Below are 22623 nucleotides of genomic sequence, written 5' to 3'. Positions count from 1 at the left end.
ACGGGTCATGGGCGCGGAGCGGCGGTGCGGGCGCCGGTGACGCGCAGGAGGTCGAGCTTGCCCGCATCGCTGCTTCCGGTCGCCGCCGTGTAGGTGACCATGCGCAGGTCCGCGCCGGGGACGACGAGGACATCGCAGTCCAGGTGGATGTCGCCGGCCTCCGGATGCCGGATCGTCTTCCGGTCGCTCGTGTGCTGGGCGGCGGTCGTCCTGGTGGCCCAGTAGTGCGCGAAAGCTTCGGACTCCGCCCGCAGTTCCCCCACCAGGCGCTGGAGCCGGCCGTCGGCGGGGTAGCGGGAGGTGGCGTCCTTGAGGTCGGCGACGATCGAGGCTTCGAAGGTGTCCTGCCCGCGCGCGGGCCGGATGTGAAGTGTCGCGGCGCGGGCGGCGCCGCTGCCGAACAGGGCGCGGGCCAGGTTGCGTTCGGCGGCCGGGAGGACGGCGGGGTCGCCGTGCAGGGCGCTCCACATGGCGTTCCACCACACCAGGGTCCAGTCGGCGGTGAACACCCCGATCGGGACGTCGCCCAGGCGCGCGGCGAGCCGTTGGATGCCCGGGGGCACATGGGCGTTGACCGTCCCGTCGCGCGGCGGCAGGAGCCCGGCGCTCCGGTAGAACTGGTCGCGCTCGGCGCGGGAGAGCTGGAGGGCGCGGGCGAGGGCGCCGACGACCTGGTCCGAGGGGTTCTTCGCGCGCCCCTGTTCCAGGCGCAGGATGTAGTCGACGGAGAGCCCGGCCAGCTGTGCGAGCTCCTCGCGGCGCAGCCCCGGGGCGCGGCGGCCGGCCGTCGGGGCGAAGCCGGCGTCGGCCGGGGAGAGGCGGTCGCGCCAGGCGCGCAGGAGCGCGGCGAAGTCGGAGCCGGAGGAAGCCATGGCTTCATTCTCGCCGCGCGGCGCCGGATGAGCCTGGGTACTGCCAGTCCTAGTGACGCGGACGGCACTGGCCGGCGGGCGCGGAGGCGGCGAGCGTGGAGCCGCCGCGCCCGAGCCGGGCGCCATCGGCCGACCAGTGAAGGACCCTTTCATGAAGCACACCCTGGTGATGACGGGCGCGAGCCGTGGGATCGGCCGTGTCGCCGCGGAGCACATCCTGCGCCAGTCGCCCCATGCGCACCTCGTCGTCGTGGCCCGCGCATCCTCCGGCGCCCGGCTCGCCGAGGAACTCGCCATGGGCGGGCACACGGTCTCGCACGTCTCGGCGGACCTCGCCTCGCTGCGGAGTGTCCGCTCCGCCGCCGTCGAGATCCGTGACCGGCTGGAGCGTGGTGATCTGCCACCGCTGCGCGGGTTCGTGGGCAACGCGGGCATGCAGTACACCAACGCGCTGACCGAGTCCCCCGAGGGGTTCGAGGCCACCTTCGCCATCAACGTACTCGCCAACCACCTCTTCGTCCGCCTGCTCCAGGACCACTTCGCCGCCCCTGCCCGGATCGTGATCACCGTCAGCGACACCCACTTCGGCGACGTCAAGCACAACCTGGGCATGGTGCCGGGCCCGGTCTGGAACTCCCCCGACGTCCTCGCCCGCCCGGGCGCCTTCCCCAAGCCGGGCAGCACGGCCGGTGGCCGCACCGCGTACTCGACGAGCAAGCTGGCCGCGATCTACCTCGTGCACGAGTACGCGCGCCGGCTTCCGGCCGGGATCGACGCCATCGCCTACAACCCGGGCTTCGTCCCCGGCACCGGTCTCGCCCGCAACGCGGGTCCCGTCTCCCGGTTCGCCATGCGGCGCGTCCTGCCGGTGATGACCCTCACGCCGTTCGCCATCGGCCGCGGCACCGCGGGCCGCCACCTCGCCGATGCCGTCCTGGGCACGACCGCCGCACCGACCGGCTCCTACGTCGACCGCGCCCGGGTGGCGCGCTCGTCGCAGGAGTCCTACGACCCGCTGCGCGAGCGCGAACTCTGGGACGCCGTCGAACGGTTCACCGTGGCGCACGCGGCCTGACCTCTGGAGGTATGGCCATTCCGCGGAAACCGGGTCCCGACCGGATCAGCCCAACTCCGCGATGAGATCCGTCACTTGGCCCGGCATGGACAAGAACGGCGAGTGGGAGGAGTGGAGCGCCGCGACCGCGGTCGGGTTGTCCGGGAAGGCCACCGTGGCGTCGCTGATGAACTTCTTCTGGAGGGCCGGGCGCACCGCCATGTCCCGTGCGCAGGTGATGTAGGTACGGGGAACCGAGCCCCAGCCATGGCGGGTGAGGGTGGTGGTGCCGCGCACGATGCCGATCGGAGCGTCGGGCGTCAGCAGTCCGAAGGCGGCCTGGGCCACGGCCCGGTCGACGTCGCCGTAGAGCGCGTCCAGCAACTGCCTGCGGTACGCCGCGTCGCCCGAGGCGAGGTCCAGCCGCAGCGCCCCGATCGCGGCGGGATCGGCGCGGAGGCAGGACTGGACGAGGGCGCCCGCGTTCTCGGGCATCCGGAGGTAGGCGAGGGCGGGAACGTCCGACGCGGGCATGAGCCCGCTCAGATACACCGCGTGGGCCACCGACTCGGGTGCCTGCTCCGCGGCTCGCGTCAGGACGGTGCCGCCCATGCTGTGGGCGATCACCGTGACCGGGCCGCCCCGGCCGACCCGCTTGATCTGCGAAACGAGGAGGTCACCCGCCTGGTCGAGATCCACGTCCGCCACCGGCGAGACCTCGGTGGCCAGTGCCTCGGTATCGAACGGGCGGCTGGTGAGGCAGGCGGGCCGGCGTGCGCGCAGCCCGTGCCCCGCCATGTCCACAGCGACAGCCGAGCGGCCGGACCCCGCCAGAGCGGCGATCACCTCGGTCCAGCACCAGGCCCCATGCCAATTGCCGTGCAGAAGCAGCAACGGGGTGGCTCGAGCGGACAGCTACTGAACGTCCGCTCGACATAGGGGTTCGCGTCGAATCCGGTATACGGCTCGAGGTCGAAGTCTGGAGCGTCGCACACCACATCGAGCATACCGATGGCCGGTGCGGACAGGGCAGGCCGGCGTTCCGTCCCTCAGGCGTCCAGGGAGGGGTAGTCGATGTATCCCTCGTCGGTGCCGCCGTAGTAGGTGGTCGTATCGGGTGCGTTGTACGGTCCGCCCACTCGCAGCCGGGCCGGCAGGTCGGGGTTGGCCAGGAAGAGCGCGCCGAAGGACAGCATGTCGGCCGTGCCGTCCTCGATGAGCGCCAGGTCCGCCGCGCTGGTGAACCCGTCTGTCGCGGGGTTGAGGATGAAGGTTCCGGAGAACTCCTTGCGGAGGAGGTTGGTCAGATCGCGGGAGCTTTCGACGACGTGCAGATAGGCGGGGCCGGTCTCGTTCAGCCGCCGGACGAGGTGGGCGTACGTGGGCTCGAGGTCGGGCTCCTCGATTCCGTTGTAGCGAATGCCGGGCGAGACGCGTATCCCCGTGCGCTGTGCCCCGATGACCGCTGACACGGCCGCGACCACCTCCGCCGCGAACCGGACCCGGCCTTCGGCCGAGCCGCCCCACTCATCGGTGCGCAGATTGGAGCTGGGAGCCAGGAACTGGTGGACCAAGTAGCCGTACGCGGCGTGCACTTCGACCCCGTCGAACCCTGCCTCCATGGCGTTGCGCGCGGCCCGGGCGAAATCGGCGATCGTCTCCCGCACCTCCTGGGAGGTCAGCGCGCGGGGGGTGCTGAAGTCCTTCATTCCGTGGACGGTGAACAACTGGCCGGGTGCGGCGATGGCCGACGGGGCGACGTGGACCAGCCCCTCGGGCAGAAGATCGGGGTCGCCGATCCTGCCGACGTGCGCGAGCTGGGCGAAGACCGTGCCGCCCGCGGCGTGCACCGCGTCGGTGACGCGGCGCCAGGCGGCAATCTGCTCGGCGCTGTGCAGCCCCGGGGTATTGGGGAAGCCCTGGCCAACCAGTGAGGGCTGCGACCCCTCCGTGATGATCAGGCCGGCGGTGGCCCGCTGCGCGTAGTACGTGGCCATCGAGTCGGTGGCCGTACCGCCGGGCCCGAAGGCACGGGCACGCCCCATGGCGGGCATGACCAGGCGATTGCGGAGGCGCAGTCCGGCAAGGTCGATCGGATCGAAGGGTGTGGTCACAACGGCTCCCGCGGGTTGCTGGACATGACGGCGGACAACGAGATCATTGGTCGGCCAACGATCTCGCCGGAGAGCCACCATAACTCATTCATTGGGGCGACCAATGATTGGGCGGCCACGATAGTCTTGCCACCATGACCACAGAGCTCCCGCACACCGACGCGACGGAGGGCGGATACGGCGGCGCCGTCAGCCAGACCCTGGCGCGCGTTTCCCGCCTGCACCGCCTCGCCGGCAGCAGGCTGCTGCGCCCGACCGGTCTCTGTTCCGGCCAGGAATTCCTGATGATGACCCTGTGGGATGCCGGACCGGTCCGGCAGTCGGAGCTGGCGAGGTCGCTCGACCTGGACCCGTCGACCGTGACCCTGATGCTGCGGCGACTGGAGCAGGGCGGGTATGTCACCCGCGCACGCGATCCGCACGACCGGCGCGTCATGCTCGTCCGGGCCTCGGAGGAGAGCTACGCCCTGCGGCCCAAGGTCGCGGAAGTCTGGGGACAGTTGGAGGAGCACATCCTGGACGGGCTGGACGACGCGGAGCGCGAAGCCTTCGCCAGGATCCTCTCCAAGGTCGAGAAGAACCTCGCCCCCGGCGAGGAGGGCTCCGCCGACGCCTAGTACTGCAGCAGCGTTTCGCTATCTGGCCTGGTCAGGGGTGTCGTCCGGAGTGTAGTGGGCTGGTGGTGTGTCAGGGGCGGTCTTGCCGGAGTGCCCCTCCAACGAGTGGAGTCGTCGCCGGTAGTGGCAGTGGCGGGCGACGAGCTGGCGCCTGCGGCGCCAGCGTGACCAGTTCAGCATGTGCGCGCGAAGCGACCGGTCGGGTCGGCGGTTCCCGGTGAGGCGAGGCGCCAGGAGCCGCCGGACTTCTGCCACGGTGAGCGGAGCCAGGGGGCCGGAAGCGTTTCTGCACCCCGCTTTGCTCCCGCGTCGGCCGCCATGACCGCGAGGTAGGCATGGGCAAGCATGGCCAGGGTGATGTGCCGGTACCAGCCGATGTAACGGCGGACCTCGTACTGGTCCAGGCCGCACTCGTTCTTCGCGGCCTGGAAGCACTCCTCGATCTGCCAGCGCATCCCGGCGATCCGCACCAGGTCGGCCACCGCGGCCTCCCGTGGGGCGTAGGCGAGGAAATACGCGATCTCCTCGGGCTTGCTGGGACTGCGGCGGGCCAGTGCCCACCGCCGACGGACGGGAACATCGCCCTGGTAGTCGAACTCGGCCACCGTGGGCAATTCCAGTGCCGCCCAGTGGTAGAGCCGCGGCCCCTTGGCCCCGTCGCCGCACGAGATCGGCTCCCATGCCTCCACGGGAGCCTGAGCGAAGAGGTGGTCGATGCGCGGGCCGAAGACCTGCTGTGACTTGGGCACTGCGAGCACATAGCCGAGACCGGACTGCTCCAGCAGACGGCGGAAGCGTCCCTCTTGCCCGTAGGCGGCGTCCGCGGCCACCCAGGCGAGGGGGAGATCGGAGGCCAGGGCACGCAGTACGAGGCGCTTGGCCAGCTCTCCCTTGGTGGCGAAGCCGCGTTCGTCGGGGACTTTCGCCGCCCGGCAGCGCTCGCGGTCGTCCGTCCACGACCTGGGCAAGTACAGCTCCCGGTCCACCAACGCCCGTCCGGTGCTGGTGGCGTAGGCGGCGAAGACACCGATCTGGCAGTTCTCGGTGCGGCCGGCGGTGCCGGAGTATTGGCGCCGCACTCCGGCCGAGGTGGTGCCCTTCTTGATGAAGCCGGTGTCATCGATGACGAGCACCCCGCCGTCATCGCCGAGGTGCCTGGCGACATATGACTGCAGGTCGTCGCGGACGTCGGCGGCGTTCCAGGTTGCTCCATTCAGCAACCGCTGGAGGCCATCGGGGGTGCGATGCCCGGCGAACTCGGCCAGTTGCCAGCCGTTCTTGCGGCCGACAGGGGCGAGCAGGCCCCGCACATAGTCCCGCATCCGGCGCCGCAGGTCGGCACGGCCAAACCGGTGGCCGATGCAGAGGAAGAGGTCGTCGAGTTCTCGTTCCCAGGCCGCGTCCGCATGTTCGTCGATCACGTTGGGAGGCTGTCCGTATCACAGCCCGGCCATTTCCCCGATCCACTCGTTGGAGGGGCACTCCGGCAAGACCGCCCCTGACACACCACCAGCCCACTACACTCCGGACGACACTCCTGACCAGGCCAGATAGCGAAACGCTGCTGCAGTACTAGTGCCGGATGATGGCCTCACCTCGGCGGCGGGCGGCGCCGTCACGACGCCGCCCGCCCCGGGCCGTGCACTGCCGGGGGGTCAGGAGCCCGCCACCGCCGTCGTCTTCTCCGGCCGCGGCCCGGGCGTGGCGGGGACATCGCGCGTCCACAGCGGCCGCAGCCGGTAGGTCAGCAGATAGAGCACCGCGGCGGCGGCCGCCGCGACGAACATGCTCAGATCGCCCGCATGCGGATACGCCGAGGCGAACGCCCCGGTGTAGAGGTCGGATTGCCAGAACGGCACCGAGGCCACCACACCTCCGGCCCAGGCGACGAAGCCCCAGGAGAGCACCCGTCCGCGGTCGTACAGCTCCGCGATCCGGCCGGGGTCGGAGCGGCCGCCCAGGTGGTAGTCGAGCAGCAGCACGGTGGCGAACGGCGCGATGAAGTACGCGGTGAGGTTGAGGAACACCGAGAACTTGTTCTCGATCCCCGAGTGTCCCCACAGGCTGATCCCGTACGCCAGGGCGCAGATGAGGGTCACGGCCTGGGTCCGGGTGACCGGCACCTTCAGCGTCTGGACGGAGATCGCGCCGCCGTAGACGTTGAGGAAGTTCTGCGCCAGCGCCGAGAGTCCGATGGCGATCAGGGCGGGGATGGCGAACGGCCCGGTCAACTGGTGCAGGGCGGTGATGGAGTCGGTGCTGGTGGCGTTGGAGCCGAGGAGCACGCCGAGGATGCCGAGCCAGCAGATGGTGACGAAGTTGCCGAGCCCGGTGTACCAGGCGGTGCGGCTCACCACGCGTGGCGAGTCGGGCAGATAGCGCGAGTAGTCCGAGGCGAACGGCGCCCAGGCGACCAGGAAGGAGAGGAACCAGCCGCCGAAGGTGATCCAGCCGCCGGTGGAGCCCACGTAGTCCGGTGCCTTCGGATCGGCGCCGAAGGTGCCCGCGCCCCGGACCAGGGCCACCACCGTGATCATGACGAACAGCGGGGTGAGCACATAGGTCAGCACCCGCTGCAGGAAATTGATCATGTTGTAGCCGTAGATGGACACCACCAGCTCGACCAGGGTGAGCGCCAATCCACAGACCCAGAAGGGCAGATGGGTCAGCTCGGCGATGGCCTTGCCGCCGAGGATCACGGTCACGGCGGCCCAGCCGACCCCGGCGAACACATTGATGTACGCCACCGGCAGGAAGTTGCCGAAGAAGCCGAGCGGACCACGCGCCTGGATCTGCTGGGGCACCCCCAGCCGTACGCCCATCCGGGACATCACGGCCATCAGCAGCGAGCCGAGACCCGCGCCGGCCACGATCGCGGCGACGGCCGCGCCGAAGCTGAGACCGAGCCCGACCGCGCTGAACCCGAGCAGGATGATGGGGAAGTTGAGACCGGCGGCGAACCAGACGAAGAACTGCGAACTGGGCTTGCCGTGCCGCTCGTTGTCGGGGATGTGGTCGACCCCGAAGGGCTCCACCTTGGTGACCGCGCTGCCGTACACCGGCGCCGTGTCGTCGTGGGTCATGGGCGTGCTCCTGGGACGGGAGGAGTGGACGTCAGGGGGGACCGGTGGGCGTACGGATCCGGGCGGCGGCCTCTCACCACGGCAGCGGCGCGGTCTGCGAGATGTCGAAGAAACCGCCGCCGCTGTAGACGAGCGGGGCCAGCTCCGCATGGCGGGCGGAGACCACCCGGCCGGTGAAGACGGTGTGGCTGCCGGCCTCCAGCCGCTCGCCGATCTCCACCTCGAGCTGGGCGCAGGACCCGTCGATCAGCGGGGCGCCGAATTCGCCGGGGGTCCAGGCCAGCCCGGCGAACTTGTCGTCCGCCTTGGAGGCGAAGGTCTTGGCCACATCGAGCTGGCCGGCGGCGAGGATATTGATCCCCAGATGGGTGGCCCGGTGCAGCGCGGGGTGGGTGGTGGAGGTGCGCTGCACGCAGACCAGCACCATCGGCGGATCCAGCGAGATGCTGGCGAACGCGTTCACCGCGAGACCCCGCGGCCTGCCGTCGTCCTGGCAGGTCACGACGGTGACACCGGTGATGAACTTACGGTGCACCCCACGGACCAGATCGGCGTCGACGGCCGCTCGCCGGGTGGTGGTGATGATCCCGAGCGCCTCCAGCAACTGGCGGGGATCCCAGGTCACCCACTCCTCGCTGACCACACCGTGGTCGAAGCGGGTGAAGGTGGCGCCGGAGACTTCCACCGGCCTGCCGGTGGCCGGCACGCCGAGGAAGTCGCCGGTGTGACTGCCGGTGCTGCGCCAGCGGATCGCCAGCGATTCGCCCTCCTCGACGATCTCCTCGATCTCGGTATGGAGATCGGGAAAGGCCCGGCGGATGGCGCGGACTGACTCCTTGAACTGCTCTCGGTCCTGGGGGGCCGCGGCGGGACCGCGTCGGCGTACATAGCCGGGGCTGAGCAACTGGTCGAGCGCGTCGACCTGGCCCCGGTCCCAGACGGCCTGCCAGGTGGAGCGGATGCGGGCGGTGCGGTCAAGAGTGTGCGTCATGACGTCTTCCCTCACTCAGCTCTTGTATGGCAGAGGACCGTAGGAAGGGGTATCAGTCGCTGTCAACACCTAGGGATGAATGAAGTGGAAAAGGGCCAGCGAGGCCCGGCCGAACAGCAAAGACACAGGTCAATAGTAGTTACCTCGACCGCAGCCCTTGACGGAGCCAGAATCGGACTCCTAGCCTCCCTGCCATGGCACAGCGTGAGCCGGAAGAACAGGACGGACGCTGCATGCGCTTTTCGATATTCCACAATCTCGGTGCCCCGGGCCGCCTCGGCGAGTACGCCGACGTCATGGCGGAGGCCCGGGAGTTCGCGGTCACCGCGGACCGGGCGGGCTTCTGGTCCACCTGGTACACCGAGCACCACTTCGGGCACGAGGCGATCGAGATCACCCCGAACCCGGTGCTGATGGGGGCGGACATCGCCGCCCGTACGACAGATATCCGGATCGGCCAGGCGGCCTCCATCGCCACGTTCTGGCATCCGCTGCGGCTCGCCGAGGACATCGCGATGCTCGACCAGCTCTCGGGGGCCGGGTCGAGGTCGGTCTCGGCCGGGGGCTGTACGGCCGCGAGGCGCTCAACCTCAACGCCCTGGCCGATCCGCGCGACCAGGAGCAGAACCGCGCGCTGTACGACGAGACCGTGGAGGTCCTGCGCAAGGCGTGGAGCGGCGAGTTCTTCTCCCACCAGGGCCGGTTCTACGAGTTCCCCGCCCCCGGGGTGAGGTGGAACCACCCCCTCTCCCCCGCCACCCCGGAGTACACCGAGGCCGGTGTCATCACGAAGATGCAGGTCACGCCGTTTCCGCTGCAACGGCCACATCCTCCGCTATGGCAGGTCATCGACAGCCCCCGCTCGATCAAGGCCGCGGCGGCGGACGGCGTCCAGGGGCTCTTCTGGCTGCCGCCGGTCTCCGCGCTCAAGGAGCGGTTCGAGCTCTACCGGGACACCGCGAGCCAGGCGGCGGGGCGCGAGTACGCGCTGGGCGAGGGCATCGGTCTGGTGCGCGATGTGTATGTCGCCGACACCATGGAGCAGGCGCGCGCCGAATTCGAAGAGGCGCTGATGACCACCTACCGGTGGATCATGCACTGGCGGGGGCTGGGCAACCTCATGGAGACGGGCGAAGAGCTCACCGACGCCCATGAGCTGTCCTTCGACTTCCTCCAGCGGCGCAATCTGCTGGTCGGCACCCCCGAGTACGTCTCGGAGAAGATCGCCGAGCTGCGCGACGAGGTGGGCCTGGAGCATCTGCTGCTGTGGACCACCCACCCCGGTCTGCCGCACCGCAACGCGATGCGCAGCCTGGAGCTGTTCGCGGAGAAGGTCATGCCGCAGTTCACCACCGGTGGCGGTCATGGCTGAGGCGCGGCTGCGCAAGGTCGTCACCGTCGCCGATGAGCTGCTGCTGGAGCTCGGCCGCCCGGTCGCGGTGCCGGTCCGCCGGGTCGCGGCGGCCGCGGTGATCCACAACCCCTGGGCCGGCGGCGGTGTCGTCGCCGATCTGGGGCCCGAGGTCGAGCGGATCGCACCGGGGCTGGCCCGGCTGCTCACCGGCCGGATCAGCGAGGCGCTGGGCGGGGTCGACCGGATCGAGTCCTTCGGCAAGGCCGCGATCGTGGGGCTCGACGGGGAGATCGAGCACGGCGGCGCGCTGATCCACACCCCCTTCTTCGGCAATGTCTTCCGCGAGCTGACCGAGGGCACCTCGATCATCGTCTTCAGCGACGACCGGCTTCCGGCCGGTGAGCCGCTGACCGTGCCGCTGTGGCACAAGACCGCGGCCGCGACCCGCTCGCACTACCAGACCTGCCAGATCCGCATCCCCGACGCGCCCCGCCCGGACGAGATCGTCGTCATCGCGGCCGGGGCGTCCGGCCCCCGCCCGAACGCCCGGATCGGGGACCGCGCCACCGACCCCCTCATCCGCCTCGCCGATCTGGACGACGACGTCGACCTGGAGACTGTGACGTGAACATCCGCAAGATCATCACCTTCACCGAGGACATCCACAGCGAGGGCGGCCGCCCGGTGGACCCGCCGGCCCGTACGGCGGTGGTGCTCGCCGTCATCGAGAACCCCTGGGCCGGTCAGGGCTTTGTGGCGGATCTGCTGCCCGGGATCGACGAGGCGGCGCCGAAGCTGGGCGAGTTGCTGGCGCCCCGCGTGGTCGAGGCGCTGGACGCGCCGGTGGAGGCGTACGGCAAGGCCGCGATCGTGGGTCTTGACGGGGAGATCGAGCACGGCTCCGCGCTGATCCACACCCTGAAGTTCGGCGACCACTTCCGCCGGGCGGCGAGCGCGACCACCCTGCTGCCGGCCGTGGAGAAGCGGGCCGCCGCGGGGACGGTCTTCGACATTCCGCTCAAGCACATCACCGACGCCACCATCCGCTCGCACCACCAGAGCATCGAGGTCCGGGTGGCGGACGGACCGCGCGCCGACGAGATCGTCATCGGGCTCGCGGCGGCCGCCCAGGGCCGCCCACAGGCCCGGCTGGCCCCGCTGTCGACGGAGCGGTGAGCGGCATGGACGCGGTGCGGGCTCCCGACGGGGCGCCGGGGGCGGGCGCTCCCGGCCGTCCCGACCCGGCGGGGGCCCGGCCGCCGGTGGCGCTCGCCCATGAGTCCCATGGCACGGGAGCGCCCATGGTGCTGCTGCACGGCGTGGGCCTCGACCGCCGCATGTGGGACCGCTGTCTGCCCGCGCTGGCCGCCCGGCACCGTGTGACGCTGGTCGATCTGCGCGGCCACGGCGCCTCCCCGGCCGCGGCGGCCGGGGTGTCCCTCGCCGAACTGGCCGCGGATGTCGGGGCGCTGCTGAGCGGCCCCACGCATGTCGTCGGCTTCTCGCTCGGGGCCCTGGTCGCCCAGCGGCTGGGGCTGGACCGGCCGGACCTCACCGCCTCGCTCGCCCTGGTCAGCTCGGTCGCGGGCCGGTCGGAGGAGGAGCGGGCGGCGGTGGCCCGCCGCCAGGAGCTGGCCGCCGAGGACTTCGGGGCGTCCGCGTGGGCGGCGGTCGACCGCTGGTTCTCGCCCGCCTGGCGGGCCCAGGACCCCGGTCTGGCGCAGCGGGTGCTCGACACGCTGCTGGCCAACGACCGGGCCTCCTACCTCGCGTGTTACCGGGTCTTCGCGACGGCCGACACCGGGCTGTGGCGGTGGCTGCCCCGGATCGCCGCCCCCACCGTGGCGGTGACCGGCGAGCGGGACCCCGGCTCGACCCCGGCCATGTCGCACCGGCTGGCGGGGCGGATCCCCGGCGGCCGGGCGGTGATCGTGCCGGGCGCCCGCCATCTGCTGCCGCTGGAGTGCCCCCAGGAACTCGCCGACGTGATCCTCACCCACACCGGAGCCCACCCCGGAAGCCATACCGGAACCGACACCGGAGCCCACCCCGGAACCGGCACCGGAGCCCACACCGGACAGGAGTCCCACCGCTCATGAACCCTCTGCCGCGCCATGACCACTACATCGCGGGCGAGTGGACCGCCCCCGCCGACGGCGGCTACTTCACCAGCGTCAACCCGGCCACCGCCGAGCCCTGGTACGAGGCGGCGCGCGGCACCGCCGCCGATGTGGACCGTGCGGTGGGCGCCGCCCGTACCGCCTTCGAGGATCCGCGCTGGCGCGATCTGAGCCAGACCCGGCGCGGGCGGCTGCTGCGGAATCTGGGCGATCTGATCGGTGAGCACGCGGAGCGGCTGGCCCGTACCGAGACCCTCGACAACGGCAAGCTGTTGCGGGAGATGCGGGCCCAACTCGCCGGGCTGCCCGAGTACTTCTACTACTACGCGGGACTCGCCGACAAGATCCAGGGCGAGGTGATCCCCGGGGCGAGCCGGGAGCTGCTCAACTACACCCTGCGCGAACCGGTGGGCGTGGTCGGCGCCATCACCCCCTGGAACTCCCCGCTGCTGCTCACCGCCACCAAGCTGGCCCCGGCCCTGGCCGCGGGGAACACGGTGGTGGTCAAGCCCTCGGAACACACCTCGGCCTCGCTGCTGGCGCTCGCACCGCTCTTCGAAGAGGCGGGGTTCCCGCCGGGCGTGGTCAATGTGGTCACAGGGTACGGCGCAGAGGCGGGCGCGCCGCTGACCGAGCACGAGACCGTGGCCAAGGTGACCTTCACCGGCTCCAGCGGGACCGGCCGCCGGATCGCCCGTACCTGTGCCGACCGGCTGATCGGCTGCACGCTGGAGCTGGGCGGGAAGTCGCCCAACATCATCTTCCCGGACGCCGATCTGGGGTCGGCCGCCATGGGGGTGATCGCGGGCATCTTCGCGGCCGCGGGCCAGACCTGTGTGGCGGGGAGCCGGGTGCTGGTGCACCGGGAGGCATACGACGAGGTCCTGGAGCGGGTGACGGCGCGGGCGGCCACGATCCGCGTCGGCGATCCGCTGGAGGAGACCACCGAGCTCGGCCCGCTCGCCCTCGCCGAGCAACTGGCGAAGGTCGAGTCGTATGTCGAGCTGGGGCAGGCCGAGGGCGGAAAGGTGGTCTGCGGCGGCAGGCGGCCGGAAACGGGCCTCGACGGGTACTTCTACTCCCCCACCGTCTTCACCGGCACCGACAACGGGATGCGGATCTGCCAGGAGGAGATCTTCGGGCCGGTCGCGACCGTCATGCCCTTCGGCTCCGAGGAGGAGGCCCTGGCGATCGCCAACGACTCCGCGTACGGCCTGGCGGCGGGTGTGTGGACCCGGGATGTGAACCGGGTGCACCGGATGGCCGCCCGGCTGGAGGCCGGGACGGTGTGGGCCAACACCTATCGCTCGATGTCACCGATGTCGCCACGGGCCGGGTTCAAGACCAGTGGGATGGGGACCGAGCACGGCACGGAGGTGATCCGGGAGTACACCCGGCTGAAGAGCGTCTGGATCAACACCAGTGAGGAGCCCGCCGGGGATCCCTTCATCCTGAGGTCCTGAGCCGGGCTTGGGCCGAGGGAAGGGTTCTTGTATGGCACAACGCCCGAGTGCGCCCCCGGCTGGCCCCTCAGTTGACGGAAGGCGACGGCCACCCCTAGGGTCACGTGCCATGCAACAACCCACCGGTAAGCGGCTTCAGCAGACCAGCATGCAGGCGAGGGTCGCCGAAGAGCTGCGGCAGATGATCATCAGTGGTGAACTGCCGCCCCGCTCCAGCCTCTCCGAGATGGCGCTGTCCGAGACCTTCGGCGTCAGCCGGACACCCATCCGCGAGGCCCTCAAGCAGCTCCAGATCGAGGGGCTGGTCGAGGTGCGGCCACGGGTCGGAACGTTTGTCGCCGTACCGTCCCGGCGGGAGCTGACCGAGCTGTTCCAGATGAAGGAGCTGCTGGAGGGCGCCGCCGCCCGGCTGCTCGCCTTCCGCGGGAACGTACCGGAAGTGGAGCGGCTGGAGGCCAATATGAAGGCGGCCGACGCGGCAGTGCGGGACGGTGACGCCGAGCAATACGCGGCGCTGGTCCACGAGTTCCACGATCTGATCGTGGTGGGCGCGGACAACAGCAAGCTGGAGGCGCACTACCGCACCCTGATGAACCAGCTCGCCTACGCCCGGCTGGTGCGCACCTCGCTGTCCCGGCCCGGCCGGCTGGACGAGTCCGACGATGAGCACCATCGCGTCCTCAACCTGATCCAGGCCAAGGACGGCGACGGCGCGGAGCGGGTGATGCGGGAGCATGTGCGGATGAGCCACCAGGCCCTGATGGCGGGCATGGACGAGCGCCGGGCCTGACGCGGGCCGCGGCGCCCTTGGCCGACACGGTGGCGATGCCCCTCCGGGGACGGGCGGTTCATTCCTGGTCGGCCGCCGCGCGTGCGGAGCACAGCGCGGCGCGGAGCCGGTTCCTGGCGCCGAGGAGGTGTTCGCGCAGGGTGGTGGCGGCGTGCTCGACGTCACCGGCGCGCACGGTCGCCAGCAGGTCGACATGGGCCTCGGCGGAGGGGCGCAGATCGACGTCCCGGGCGTTGGTGACGTCGAGGATGACACCGAAGGTGGGGCTGTACTGCTCCCAGACCGCCAGCAGCCTGCGGTGTCCGGAGAGCATATAGAACTGGGAGTGGAACTCCAGGTCGGCGAGGGCGAAGTCACCGGCGGCGGAGCGGTCCGCGGCGTCGCGCATGTCCCGCACGAAGCGCTCGGCGGGCTCCCAGTCACCGGGCCCCGCCCGGCCGATGGCGAGGGTGAGGGCGAGCGTCTCCAGGGACTCCCGCAGGGTGTAGAGCTCGTCGACGTCGTCCTCGGTGAGCCCGGTGACGAAGACCCCGCGGCGGCGCGCCTCGACCAGCCCCTCGGCCCCCAGCAGACGCAGCGCGTCCCGCACCGGGCCGCGGCTGACGTCGTACTGCTCGGCGAGGGCACCTTCGACAAGATGCGTGCCGGTGCGCAGCCGTCCTGAAATGATGAGGACACGCAGCTCATGCGCGACCAGATCGCCGAGGGACTGCCGCTGCAGCGAGGTGATGGGCACCGGCGGGCTCCTTCTGGCGAGTGGATCGGCACTGGTCAACGGTTAACCGTTGACCTCATTGTCGCCCTCCGGCGCCTCGCCCGGAACAGTCCCGGAGACAGTGCGGACGGCAGGGCGCCCGCGCGCACGGCCCCGGACGCACCGGGAGCCCGGACGCCGATCCTGTCGTACGTTGGCAGAAGACCCACGGCAAAGGTGGCGGCCCGCATCCCGCACAGGGTCGTGACCAGCATGGTCTTGAGGAACTCGGACTCGGGGACAACAGATCGCCGAAGGCCAGGACGAAGACCATGAATGATGTGCGCAGACGTACGGTGCTCGCCGCGGCCGGAGGGACGGCCATCGCGGGCAAGGCCGCGACCGCCCGTGCCCAGGCCCCGCCCGCCCCCTCCTCCGACGCGCCCCGGCCGGGTCCGGAATCCGGCCCGTACGAGACCAGGATCCGGGCCCTGATGGCGCGGATGACCATCGACGAGAAGCTCGGCCAGCTCCAGCAGTTCGCCTGGACCGGCGACACCGGACCCGGCGGCGGGCAGACCGCCGCCGCGGAGAAGGCCGCCCGCAGGGGCAGGCTCGGCTCCGTGCTCAACATCTACGGGGCCCGCACCACCAACACCCTGCAGCGGATGGCCGTCGAGAAGTCCCGGCTGGGCATTCCGCTGATCTTCGGCCTCGATGTCATCCATGGCATGTGGACCACCTTCCCCATCCCCCTCGGCCAGGCCGCCGCCTTCGACCCCGCGGTGGCCGAGTGGGATGCGGAGGTGTCGGCGAGGGAGGCCCGCTCCAACGGTGTGCACTGGGCGTTCTCCCCGATGATGGACGTCACCCATGAACCGCGCTGGGGGCGGATCGCCGAGGGCGACGGCGAGGACCCGTATCTGGCGGCGGCGCTCGCGGCCGCCAAGACCCGCGGCTACCAGGGCGACGACCTCCGCTCCCGGCACCGCCTCGCGGCCTGCGCCAAGCACATGATCGCCTACGGGGGCGTCGAGGGCGGCCGCGACTACAACACGGTGGACGTCTCCGAGGCCCGGCTGCGCAACTTCTACCTGCCCCCGTTCAGGGCGGCCCTGGACGCCGGGGTGGCCACCGTCATGGCGAGTTTCAACACTGTCAGCGGGGTCCCCGCGCATGGCTACCGGCATGCGCTGACCGAGATCCTCAAGGAGGAGTGGGCCTTCCGCGGCTTCGTCGTCAGCGACTACAACGGCGTCCAGGAAATGATCGTCCACGGCTATGCCGCCGACCGCTCCGACGCGGCCCGGCTGGCCTTCAACGCCGGGATCGACATGGAGATGGCCAGCACCACCATCAACGAGTACGGCAAGCGGCTGCTGCGCAGCGGGCAGATCACCACCGACCGGCTGGACGACGCGGTGGCCCGCATCCTGCGCCTGAAGTTCCGGCTCGGGCTCTTCGAGCACCCCTACGCGGACGAGGAGACGGCGATCGCCGGGCCCACGAAGGCATCCCGGGCGGCGGCGCGCGAGGCGGCCGGGCGCACCATGGTGCTGCTCAAGAACGAGAAGTCCACGCTCCCCCTGGACCGATCGGGCTCCATCGCCGTCGTCGGGCCCTTCGCCGACTCCACCGACCTGCGCGGCTCCTGGGCCGGGACGTGGGCCGACGCGTTCCGCCCGGTCACCGTCCTGGACGCGGTCAAGGACGCGGCGCCGAAGGCCAGTGTCAGCCATGTCGAAGGCGTGGACGCGTCCGGCCGGAGCACGCGGGGCATCGCCCGGGCGGCCTCGGCGGCCAGGGCGACCGATGTGACCGTGGTGGTGGTCGGGGAGGCGGCGACGCTCAGCGGGGAGGCGGCGGTACGCAGCGACCTCGGACTGCCCGGCCGGCAGGAGCGGCTGATCACCGCGATCGCGGACACCGGTGCGCCGTTCGTGGTGGTGCTGCTCAGCGGACGTCCGCTGACGATGGGCGGCTGGCTGGACCGCACCCCCGCCGTGCTGCAGGCATGGCATCCGGGGCTCGAGGGCGGCAACGCCATCGCGGACGTGCTCTTCGGCACCGTGAACCCCGGTGGCAAGCTCCCGGTGACCTTCCCGCGCGCGGTCGGGCAGATCCCCATCTACTACAACCACGAGAACACCGGACGGCCCTACGACCGGGCCAACCACTACACCTCCAAGTATCTGGACCTGGCCTACGGGCCCCAGTTCCCCTTCGGCCACGGCCTCAGCTACACCACCTTCGACATCGGCGAACCCCGGCTCAGCGTCAGCCGCGTCCGGGCCGAGGCACTGCGCAAGGGCGACACCGTCGAGGTCGCGGTCGCGGTGCGCAACACCGGGCGCCGCAAGGGCGATGAGGTGGTGCAGTTGTACATCCGCGATCCGGTGGCGAGCATCGTGCAACCGGTGCGCAGGCTCAGCGGTTTCCGCCGGGTCAGCCTCGGCGCCGGGAAGGCCACCACCGTCCGCTTCCGGCTGAGCGCCGAGGAGCTGGGCTTCTGGACCCAGGACCCGCACGGCAGGTTCCTGCTGCAGAAGGGCGAGATCCGGGTCTTCGCGGGCAACAGCTCCCTGGCGAAGCGGGGACGCACGCTCACCATCACCTGACCCCTGACCAGCGGCCTGTAACCGACTTCACCAGCGCCGCGGCCGAATTACTTGTAGGGTGCATGCTGACCGCCACGCACCCGGAAGACGCCCTTGATGACCGCCCCGCCCTGGCCCTCGACCACCACGACGAGCGGACGAGACCCCGCGGCACACCGCGCGGGCCATGGTGGGGTGGAGGCCCAGTGGGCGGTGTGATCACCGGCTTCGGTGTCATCGCGGCCATCATCGTCACCGGCTATGTCATCGGGCTCCGCCGCTCTCTCGGCGACCACGGCCGGGAGGTGCTCACCAAGCTCTCGTTCGATATCGCCTCCCCCGCGCTGCTGTTCACCACGCTCTCCAAGGCCGACCTCTCCGCCATCATCTCCACCCCGCTGCTGGTGACCGCCCTGAGCACCTTCGTCGTGGCGGGCACGTTCGTCGCCGTCGGCGCCGTACGGCGGTGGAGCGTGGGCCGGACGACGATCGGCGCGCTGTGCGCGAGCTATGTGAACGCGGGCAACCTCGGCATCCCCATCGCGATGTACGTCCTCGGCGACGCGAGCCTGATCGCCCCGGTGCTGCTCTTCCAGCAGCTCGTCATGACCCCGATCGCCCTGACGGTCATCGATCTCAGCCGTCCCGACCGGCGGCCCTCGCTGATCCGCAGGCTGACCTCGCCCTTCCGCAACCCCATCGTGATCGGCTCACTGTCCGGCGTCCTCGTGTCCGCGGCGGGCTGGCGGATCCCCGGGCCCGTCACCGAACCGCTCTCGCTGCTGGGCGGCATGGCCGTTCCCGCCGTCCTGCTGGCGTTCGGCATCTCGCTGCCGGGCACTCAACTCCCCGGGCGCGGCGCGGAACGCGGGCCGGTGCTGCTGTCGGTGGCGCTGAAGTCCTTCGCCCAGCCGGTGGTGGCCTGGGCCATCGCGGCGGGCGTGTTCGGGCTGAGCGGCCCGGCGCTCTTCGCCGCCGTCGTCACCTCCGCGCTGCCGGCGGCTCAGAACCTGTTCACCTACGCATCGCGCTACGAGACCGCCACCATCCTGGCCCGTGAGTCGATCCTGCTGTCCACGCTGCTCGCACCACCGGTGCTGATGACGGTCGCCGCGCTGCTGGGCTGAGCCCGGCCCCACGCCGGCCGCTCGGGGCAGGTGTTCGCCTCGCTGTGCCGCCGCGCGGATCCGTCCGGAAGAACTTTGTTTGCCCCTCGGGGCCCAGGGCAGGCGGATACTCGTGCTTCGGACCGTAGGCACGCACCGCGGGAGCAGTCTGCATTGCTCCACACCGCGGCGGCGCGCCGGTCAGCACGTCCCCGTGAACCTCCCGCGATGCACCCCCGGTCCCAGGTGACCCGTCAGCCCATCGCAGGAGGTGTGTTCCGTGACGACCGCGACGCAGGACATGGCACGGCCCCAGACCGGCCCCACGAAGCACCCGCATGACGACGCGCCCGACACCAGCGCCGAGTTCGCGGAAATGGCCCGTCTCCCCGACGGGCCGGAGAAGGAGGCATTGCGCCGTCGGGTGGTGGAGGCGTGGATGCCGATGGCCGAGCGGCTGGCCCGGCAGTACCGCAACCGCGGCGAATCCCTGGAGGACCTGCAGCAGGTGGCCGCGCTCGGTCTGGTGAAGGCCGTCAAGCGGTACGACCCGGAACACGGCACCGCCTTCGCCGGGTTCGCGGTGCCCACCATCGTCGGCGAGATCAAGCGCCACTTCAGGGACCATCTGTGGGTGCTGCACGTCCCCCGCCGGGTCCAGGACCTGCGCAACCGGGTGCGGGCCGCCCACCGGGAGCTGTCCCATTCAGCGGACGACCGGCCGCCGCGGACCCAGGACATCGCCGAGCGCACCGGGCTGACCGAGAAGGAAGTGCGGGCCGGTATGGAGGCCATGGGCAGCTTCACCCCGCTCTCCCTGGACGCCCAGCTGGCCGGCTCCGACGACGGCTACTCCCTGGCCGACACGCTCGGCACCCAGGAGACCGCGTACGACCGGGTGGTGGACCGCGAGGCCGTGCGGCCCGGTCTCAGCCGGCTCCCCGACCGGGAGCGGCAGATCCTCTACATGCGCTTCTTCTGCGATATGACACAGAGCCGGATCGCCGAGCAGCTCGGCATATCGCAGATGCACGTCTCGCGGCTCATCAACCGCACCTGCTCGGCACTGCGCGACCAGGCGCTGGCCGAGGTCCACTGAGCGGGCGCCGGCCGGGCCGGGCGCGCGTTGCGCCGCTGGAACGATGTGCATCGCCTTAGTGGGTGACCGTGGCGCCGTGGGGAGCGGCGGCTCCCCCCACGGACTGCGAGGGTCGGTGCGGCGGGTGACGGACGCCCAAGCGAAGGAGACGAAAGCCAGTGAACACCAATCCCGAGCGTCCTCCTCCGGTGCATGTCCCGGAACTCCTCAAAGGGCAGAAGGCGCTGGTGACCGGGGCGAACTCGGGGATCGGCAAGGCGACCGCGATCGCCCTGGGACGGGCCGGCGCGGATGTGGTGGTCAACTACGCCAGTGACCGGCCGGCCGCCGAGGCCGTCGTCACCGAGATCCAGAGCCACGGTGTGCACTCCTACGCCCATCAGGCGGATGTGTCCCAGGAGGACCAGGTCATCGACCTGGTGTCCACGGTGGTCGACCGCCTGGGCACGATCGACATCCTCGTCGCCAACGCGGGGCTCCAGCGCGACGCCCCCACGGTCGAGATGACACTCGAGCAGTGGGAGAAGGTCATCTCCGTCAACCTCACCGGCCAGTTCCTGTGCGCCAGGGAGGCGATCAAGGAGTTCCTGCGGCGCGGTGTGGTCCCGGAGGTGTCGCGGGCGGCCGGGAAAATCATCTGCATGAGCTCGGTCCACCAGATCATCCCGTGGGCGGGCCATGTGAACTACGCGTCGTCCAAGGGCGGCGTGGCGATGCTGACGCAGACCCTGGCCCAGGAGTTCGCGCCCCAGAAGATCAGGGTGAACGCGATCGCGCCGGGCGCCATCAAGACCCCGATCAACCGCAGTGCCTGGCAGACCCCCGAGGCGCGGGCCGCCCTCCTGGAGCTCATCCCGTACGGCCGGATCGGCGACCCCCTGGACATCGCCAACGCCGCCGTGGTCCTGGCCTCCGACCTGTGCGACTACGTGGTGGGCACCACCATCTACGTCGACGGCGGCATGACCCTCTTCCCGGGTTTCGCCACCGGCGGCTGACCAGGAGCCACGGCGCGGCGGGCGGATTTCGGGAAGACTGGCGCACATGTCCGAGGCCCTTGTTTCCCTCACCCATCCCGTCCCCTACTACGCCCAGTGGGAGTCGGCCGCCCTGGTGCCCGACATCATCGCGGGCACCCTGTCGGCGGCCGACGACCCGCTGTGGCAGAAGTCCGGGGCGGCGAGCCGGGAGGAGTACGCGTTCTGGTCGTGGCGGCTGTGCGGGATGGCGTGTCTGCGCATGGCCCTGGACCACTGGCGTGGCACCGCGCCACCCGCGGTGACGCTCGCCGAGGAGTGTGTCGAGGCGGGGGCCTATGTGCGCCACCCGGACCGGGTGGACGGGCTCGTCTACGCTCCGTTCGCCGCCTACGCGCGACGGCGCTGGGGGCTGTTCGCCGAGTCCCGGCCGCGGCTGCCGGCCGAGGAGCTGCCGGAACATCTCGCGGCCGGGCGGCTCGCGATGCTGTCCGTCCATCCCTCGCTGCGCACCCTTGACCCGCGGCCGCCGCACCAGGGCGGCCATCTGGTGCTGGCCGTCGGCGCCACCCCGGACCATCTCCTCGTACACAACCCGTCGGGCTTCCCGGACGGCTCGCAGCGCTTCGCCGAGGTCCCCTGGGCCGACCTCGGGCGGTTCTACGCGGAGCGGGGTGTCCTGCTCGGCCCGGGTGAGCGCCGGTCGTAGGGCCGAGGGCTCGCGCCGGTCGCAAGGCACTCGCCGTCCCGGGGTCCTGGCCGCGGGCACACCGTGTCACTCGTGCGCACCGTTGTGGTTTCCGCCGGGCCGGGTACCCATGTGGTTCCCGTAGATCATCGACGCACCTTCCCAGGGAGCCGCAGTGAAAATCGGCGTATCCACGTTCGTCACCGACCAGGGCATCCGGCCCGCCCCGCTGGGGCGGGCCCTGGAGGAGCGCGGTTTCGACTCGCTCTTCATCGCGGAGCACAGCCATATCCCGGTGGACCGCCGGACCCCCTATCCGGGTGGCGGAGATCTGCCAGAGGTGTACTACCGCACTCTCGACCCCTTCGTGACGCTGGCCGCGATCGCCGCGGTCACCCAGCGTCTGCTGCTGGGCACCGGGATCCTCCTGGTGGTGCAACGGGACCCGATCACCACCGCCAAGGAAGTGGCCTCTCTCGACCTGGTCTCCGACGGAAGAGCCGTCTTCGGGGTCGGCGCCGGATGGAACCGTGAGGAGATGGAGAACCACGGGACGGATCCGTCCACCCGGGGCCGGCTGATGAACGAGCGGCTGCGGGCCATCCTTGAGCTGTGGACAAAGGAGAAGGCCGAATTCCACGGGGAGTTCGTGAACTTCGACCCCGTCTTCCAGTGGCCCAAGCCCGTCCAGCGGCCGCATCCGCCGATCTATGTGGGTGGTGGCGGCGACGCCGCGTTCCGGCGGATCGCGGACCTCGGCGACGCCTGGCTGGCCAACAGCGGATCCCCGAGGAGCTGCGCCCGCAGATCGAGCGGATGCGCGAGGTGGTCGGCCGCGAGGTGCCGGTGACGGTGTACGCGATGCCGGAGGACGCCGACGCGGTCGAGGGGTATCAGCGCATCGGGGTGGAGCGGGTGCTGTTCTATCTGCCGCCGATGCCGGAGGCGGAGACGCTCACACGGCTGGACGCGATGTCCCAGGTCGCCGCCCGGTTCCGGTGAGC

The 22623-nt window shown here is 70.9% G+C and carries 20 protein-coding genes and 2 pseudogenes; 15 read left to right on the top strand and 7 right to left on the bottom strand.

Translation table 11 applies throughout. From position 1 onward, the window contains the following. Nucleotides 1–5: 5 nt before the first annotated feature. Nucleotides 6–872, bottom strand: a complete 867-nt coding sequence (locus CGL27_RS43110; protein ID WP_119993004.1) for a helix-turn-helix transcriptional regulator — start codon at nt 870–872, stop codon at nt 6–8. 151 nt (nt 873–1023) lie between these two features. On the opposite strand from CGL27_RS43110, the gene CGL27_RS43105 reads away from it, so the two are divergent. Next, complete coding sequence (locus tag CGL27_RS43105; protein WP_119993002.1) at nt 1024–1947, top strand: SDR family NAD(P)-dependent oxidoreductase; 924 nt, start codon at nt 1024–1026, stop codon at nt 1945–1947. Nucleotides 1948–1992: 45 nt separating this feature from the next. On the opposite strand, the gene CGL27_RS43100 is transcribed toward CGL27_RS43105, so the two are convergent. Together CGL27_RS43100 and CGL27_RS43090 are read right to left on the bottom strand one after the other, a co-directional pair. Next, on the bottom strand, nt 1993–2820 hold the full coding sequence (locus tag CGL27_RS43100) for an alpha/beta fold hydrolase (protein ID WP_240450833.1): 828 nt from the start codon (nt 2818–2820) through the stop codon (nt 1993–1995). A 155-nt stretch (nt 2821–2975) separates the two neighbouring features. Beyond that, complete coding sequence (locus CGL27_RS43090; RefSeq protein ID WP_119992998.1) at nt 2976–4040, bottom strand: alkene reductase; 1065 nt, start codon at nt 4038–4040, stop codon at nt 2976–2978. Between the two features lie 134 nt (nt 4041–4174). On the opposite strand from CGL27_RS43090, the gene CGL27_RS43085 reads away from it, so the two are divergent. Then, complete coding sequence (locus tag CGL27_RS43085) at nt 4175–4657, top strand: MarR family transcriptional regulator (RefSeq protein WP_119992996.1); 483 nt, start codon at nt 4175–4177, stop codon at nt 4655–4657. A 173-nt stretch (nt 4658–4830) separates the two neighbouring features. Here CGL27_RS43085 and CGL27_RS43080 read toward each other — a convergent pair whose 3' ends face one another. The 3 genes from CGL27_RS43080 to CGL27_RS43070 all read right to left on the bottom strand — a co-directional run bounded on the left by CGL27_RS43080 (nt 4831) and on the right by CGL27_RS43070 (nt 8731). After that, complete coding sequence (locus CGL27_RS43080) at nt 4831–6018, bottom strand: IS701 family transposase (protein ID WP_119994832.1); 1188 nt, start codon at nt 6016–6018, stop codon at nt 4831–4833. Between the two features lie 294 nt (nt 6019–6312). After that, nucleotides 6313–7740, bottom strand: coding sequence for a cytosine permease (locus CGL27_RS43075; RefSeq protein ID WP_119992995.1), 1428 nt, complete (start codon nt 7738–7740; stop codon nt 6313–6315). 73 nt (nt 7741–7813) lie between these two features. After that, a complete protein-coding gene (locus tag CGL27_RS43070; protein ID WP_119992993.1) occupies nt 7814–8731 on the bottom strand; it encodes a flavin reductase in 918 nt (305 codons plus the stop codon). Between the two features lie 194 nt (nt 8732–8925). On the opposite strand from CGL27_RS43070, the pseudogene CGL27_RS52635 reads away from it, so the two are divergent. The 7 genes and pseudogenes from CGL27_RS52635 to CGL27_RS43040 all read left to right on the top strand — a co-directional run. After that, nucleotides 8926–9207 (top strand): annotated as a pseudogene (locus tag CGL27_RS52635) (LLM class flavin-dependent oxidoreductase); the annotation flags it as partial. Nucleotides 9208–9212: 5 nt separating this feature from the next. After that, on the top strand, nt 9213–10103 hold the full coding sequence (locus CGL27_RS43065) for an LLM class flavin-dependent oxidoreductase (RefSeq protein WP_346345788.1): 891 nt from the start codon (nt 9213–9215) through the stop codon (nt 10101–10103). After that, the gene (locus CGL27_RS43060) at nt 10096–10713 is read left to right on the top strand and encodes an amino acid synthesis family protein (RefSeq protein WP_078647106.1); all 618 of its coding nucleotides are present in this window, start codon (nt 10096–10098) and stop codon (nt 10711–10713) included. The genes CGL27_RS43065 and CGL27_RS43060 overlap by 8 nt, the downstream gene beginning before the upstream one ends. Next, on the top strand, nt 10710–11261 hold the full coding sequence (locus tag CGL27_RS43055; protein WP_119992991.1) for an amino acid synthesis family protein: 552 nt from the start codon (nt 10710–10712) through the stop codon (nt 11259–11261). Before CGL27_RS43060 ends, CGL27_RS43055 begins: the two co-directional genes overlap by 4 nt. A 5-nt stretch (nt 11262–11266) precedes the next feature. Next, entirely contained in the window at nt 11267–12184 is a 918-nt protein-coding gene (locus CGL27_RS43050; protein ID WP_240451051.1) for an alpha/beta fold hydrolase, read from the top strand. Continuing rightward, complete coding sequence (locus CGL27_RS43045; protein ID WP_119992990.1) at nt 12181–13668, top strand: aldehyde dehydrogenase; 1488 nt, start codon at nt 12181–12183, stop codon at nt 13666–13668. The genes CGL27_RS43050 and CGL27_RS43045 overlap by 4 nt, the downstream gene beginning before the upstream one ends. Before the next feature lie 109 nt (nt 13669–13777). After that, on the top strand, nt 13778–14458 hold the full coding sequence (locus tag CGL27_RS43040) for a GntR family transcriptional regulator (protein WP_078638992.1): 681 nt from the start codon (nt 13778–13780) through the stop codon (nt 14456–14458). Between the two features lie 58 nt (nt 14459–14516). Here CGL27_RS43040 and CGL27_RS43035 read toward each other — a convergent pair whose 3' ends face one another. After that, nucleotides 14517–15194: a GntR family transcriptional regulator gene (locus CGL27_RS43035; RefSeq protein WP_119992988.1), complete on the bottom strand. Its 678-nt coding sequence runs from the start codon at nt 15192–15194 to the stop codon at nt 14517–14519. Between the two features lie 290 nt (nt 15195–15484). Between CGL27_RS43035 and CGL27_RS43030 the strand changes: the two genes are divergently transcribed. From CGL27_RS43030 to CGL27_RS43005, 6 genes and pseudogenes are all read left to right on the top strand, one after another. After that, nucleotides 15485–17770: a glycoside hydrolase family 3 N-terminal domain-containing protein gene (locus CGL27_RS43030; protein ID WP_119992987.1), complete on the top strand. Its 2286-nt coding sequence runs from the start codon at nt 15485–15487 to the stop codon at nt 17768–17770. Between the two features lie 185 nt (nt 17771–17955). Then, entirely contained in the window at nt 17956–18876 is a 921-nt protein-coding gene (locus tag CGL27_RS43025) for an AEC family transporter (RefSeq protein WP_078638994.1), read from the top strand. 280 nt (nt 18877–19156) lie between these two features. Continuing rightward, on the top strand, nt 19157–19954 hold the full coding sequence (locus CGL27_RS43020) for a SigB/SigF/SigG family RNA polymerase sigma factor (protein ID WP_119994830.1): 798 nt from the start codon (nt 19157–19159) through the stop codon (nt 19952–19954). Nucleotides 19955–20112: 158 nt separating this feature from the next. Then, complete coding sequence (locus tag CGL27_RS43015) at nt 20113–20952, top strand: SDR family oxidoreductase (RefSeq protein ID WP_119992985.1); 840 nt, start codon at nt 20113–20115, stop codon at nt 20950–20952. A gap of 46 nt (nt 20953–20998) precedes the next feature. Beyond that, a complete protein-coding gene (locus CGL27_RS43010) occupies nt 20999–21640 on the top strand; it encodes a C39 family peptidase (RefSeq protein ID WP_119992983.1) in 642 nt (213 codons plus the stop codon). Between the two features lie 154 nt (nt 21641–21794). Then, nucleotides 21795–22621, top strand: a pseudogene (locus tag CGL27_RS43005) (LLM class F420-dependent oxidoreductase). The last annotated feature ends 2 nt before the right edge of the window (nt 22622–22623 follow it).

The organism is Streptomyces sp. 11-1-2 (assembly GCF_003595545.1).
Taxonomy (GTDB): Bacteria; Actinomycetota; Actinomycetes; order Streptomycetales; family Streptomycetaceae; genus Streptomyces; species Streptomyces hygroscopicus_B.
Note: the sequence above shows the minus strand (reverse complement) of the source record. Positions and strands in the feature narration are given on the sequence as shown.

What these genes read in the sequence shown, in the direction of transcription:
- CGL27_RS43070 (WP_119992993.1), bottom strand. Translation starts at nt 8,731, where the DNA reads ATGACGCACACTCTTGACCGCACCGCCCGCATCCGCTCCACCTGGCAG.
- CGL27_RS43010 (WP_119992983.1), top strand. Translation starts at nt 20,999, where the DNA reads ATGTCCGAGGCCCTTGTTTCCCTCACCCATCCCGTCCCCTACTACGCC.
- CGL27_RS43030 (WP_119992987.1), top strand. Translation starts at nt 15,485, where the DNA reads ATGAATGATGTGCGCAGACGTACGGTGCTCGCCGCGGCCGGAGGGACG.
- CGL27_RS43105 (WP_119993002.1), top strand. Translation starts at nt 1,024, where the DNA reads ATGAAGCACACCCTGGTGATGACGGGCGCGAGCCGTGGGATCGGCCGT.
- CGL27_RS43040 (WP_078638992.1), top strand. Translation starts at nt 13,778, where the DNA reads ATGCAACAACCCACCGGTAAGCGGCTTCAGCAGACCAGCATGCAGGCG.
- CGL27_RS43045 (WP_119992990.1), top strand. Translation starts at nt 12,181, where the DNA reads ATGAACCCTCTGCCGCGCCATGACCACTACATCGCGGGCGAGTGGACC.
- CGL27_RS43020 (WP_119994830.1), top strand. Translation starts at nt 19,157, where the DNA reads ATGGCACGGCCCCAGACCGGCCCCACGAAGCACCCGCATGACGACGCG.
- CGL27_RS43085 (WP_119992996.1), top strand. Translation starts at nt 4,175, where the DNA reads ATGACCACAGAGCTCCCGCACACCGACGCGACGGAGGGCGGATACGGC.
- CGL27_RS43075 (WP_119992995.1), bottom strand. Translation starts at nt 7,740, where the DNA reads ATGACCCACGACGACACGGCGCCGGTGTACGGCAGCGCGGTCACCAAG.
- CGL27_RS43060 (WP_078647106.1), top strand. Translation starts at nt 10,096, where the DNA reads ATGGCTGAGGCGCGGCTGCGCAAGGTCGTCACCGTCGCCGATGAGCTG.
- CGL27_RS43050 (WP_240451051.1), top strand. Translation starts at nt 11,267, where the DNA reads ATGGACGCGGTGCGGGCTCCCGACGGGGCGCCGGGGGCGGGCGCTCCC.
- CGL27_RS43110 (WP_119993004.1), bottom strand. Translation starts at nt 872, where the DNA reads ATGGCTTCCTCCGGCTCCGACTTCGCCGCGCTCCTGCGCGCCTGGCGC.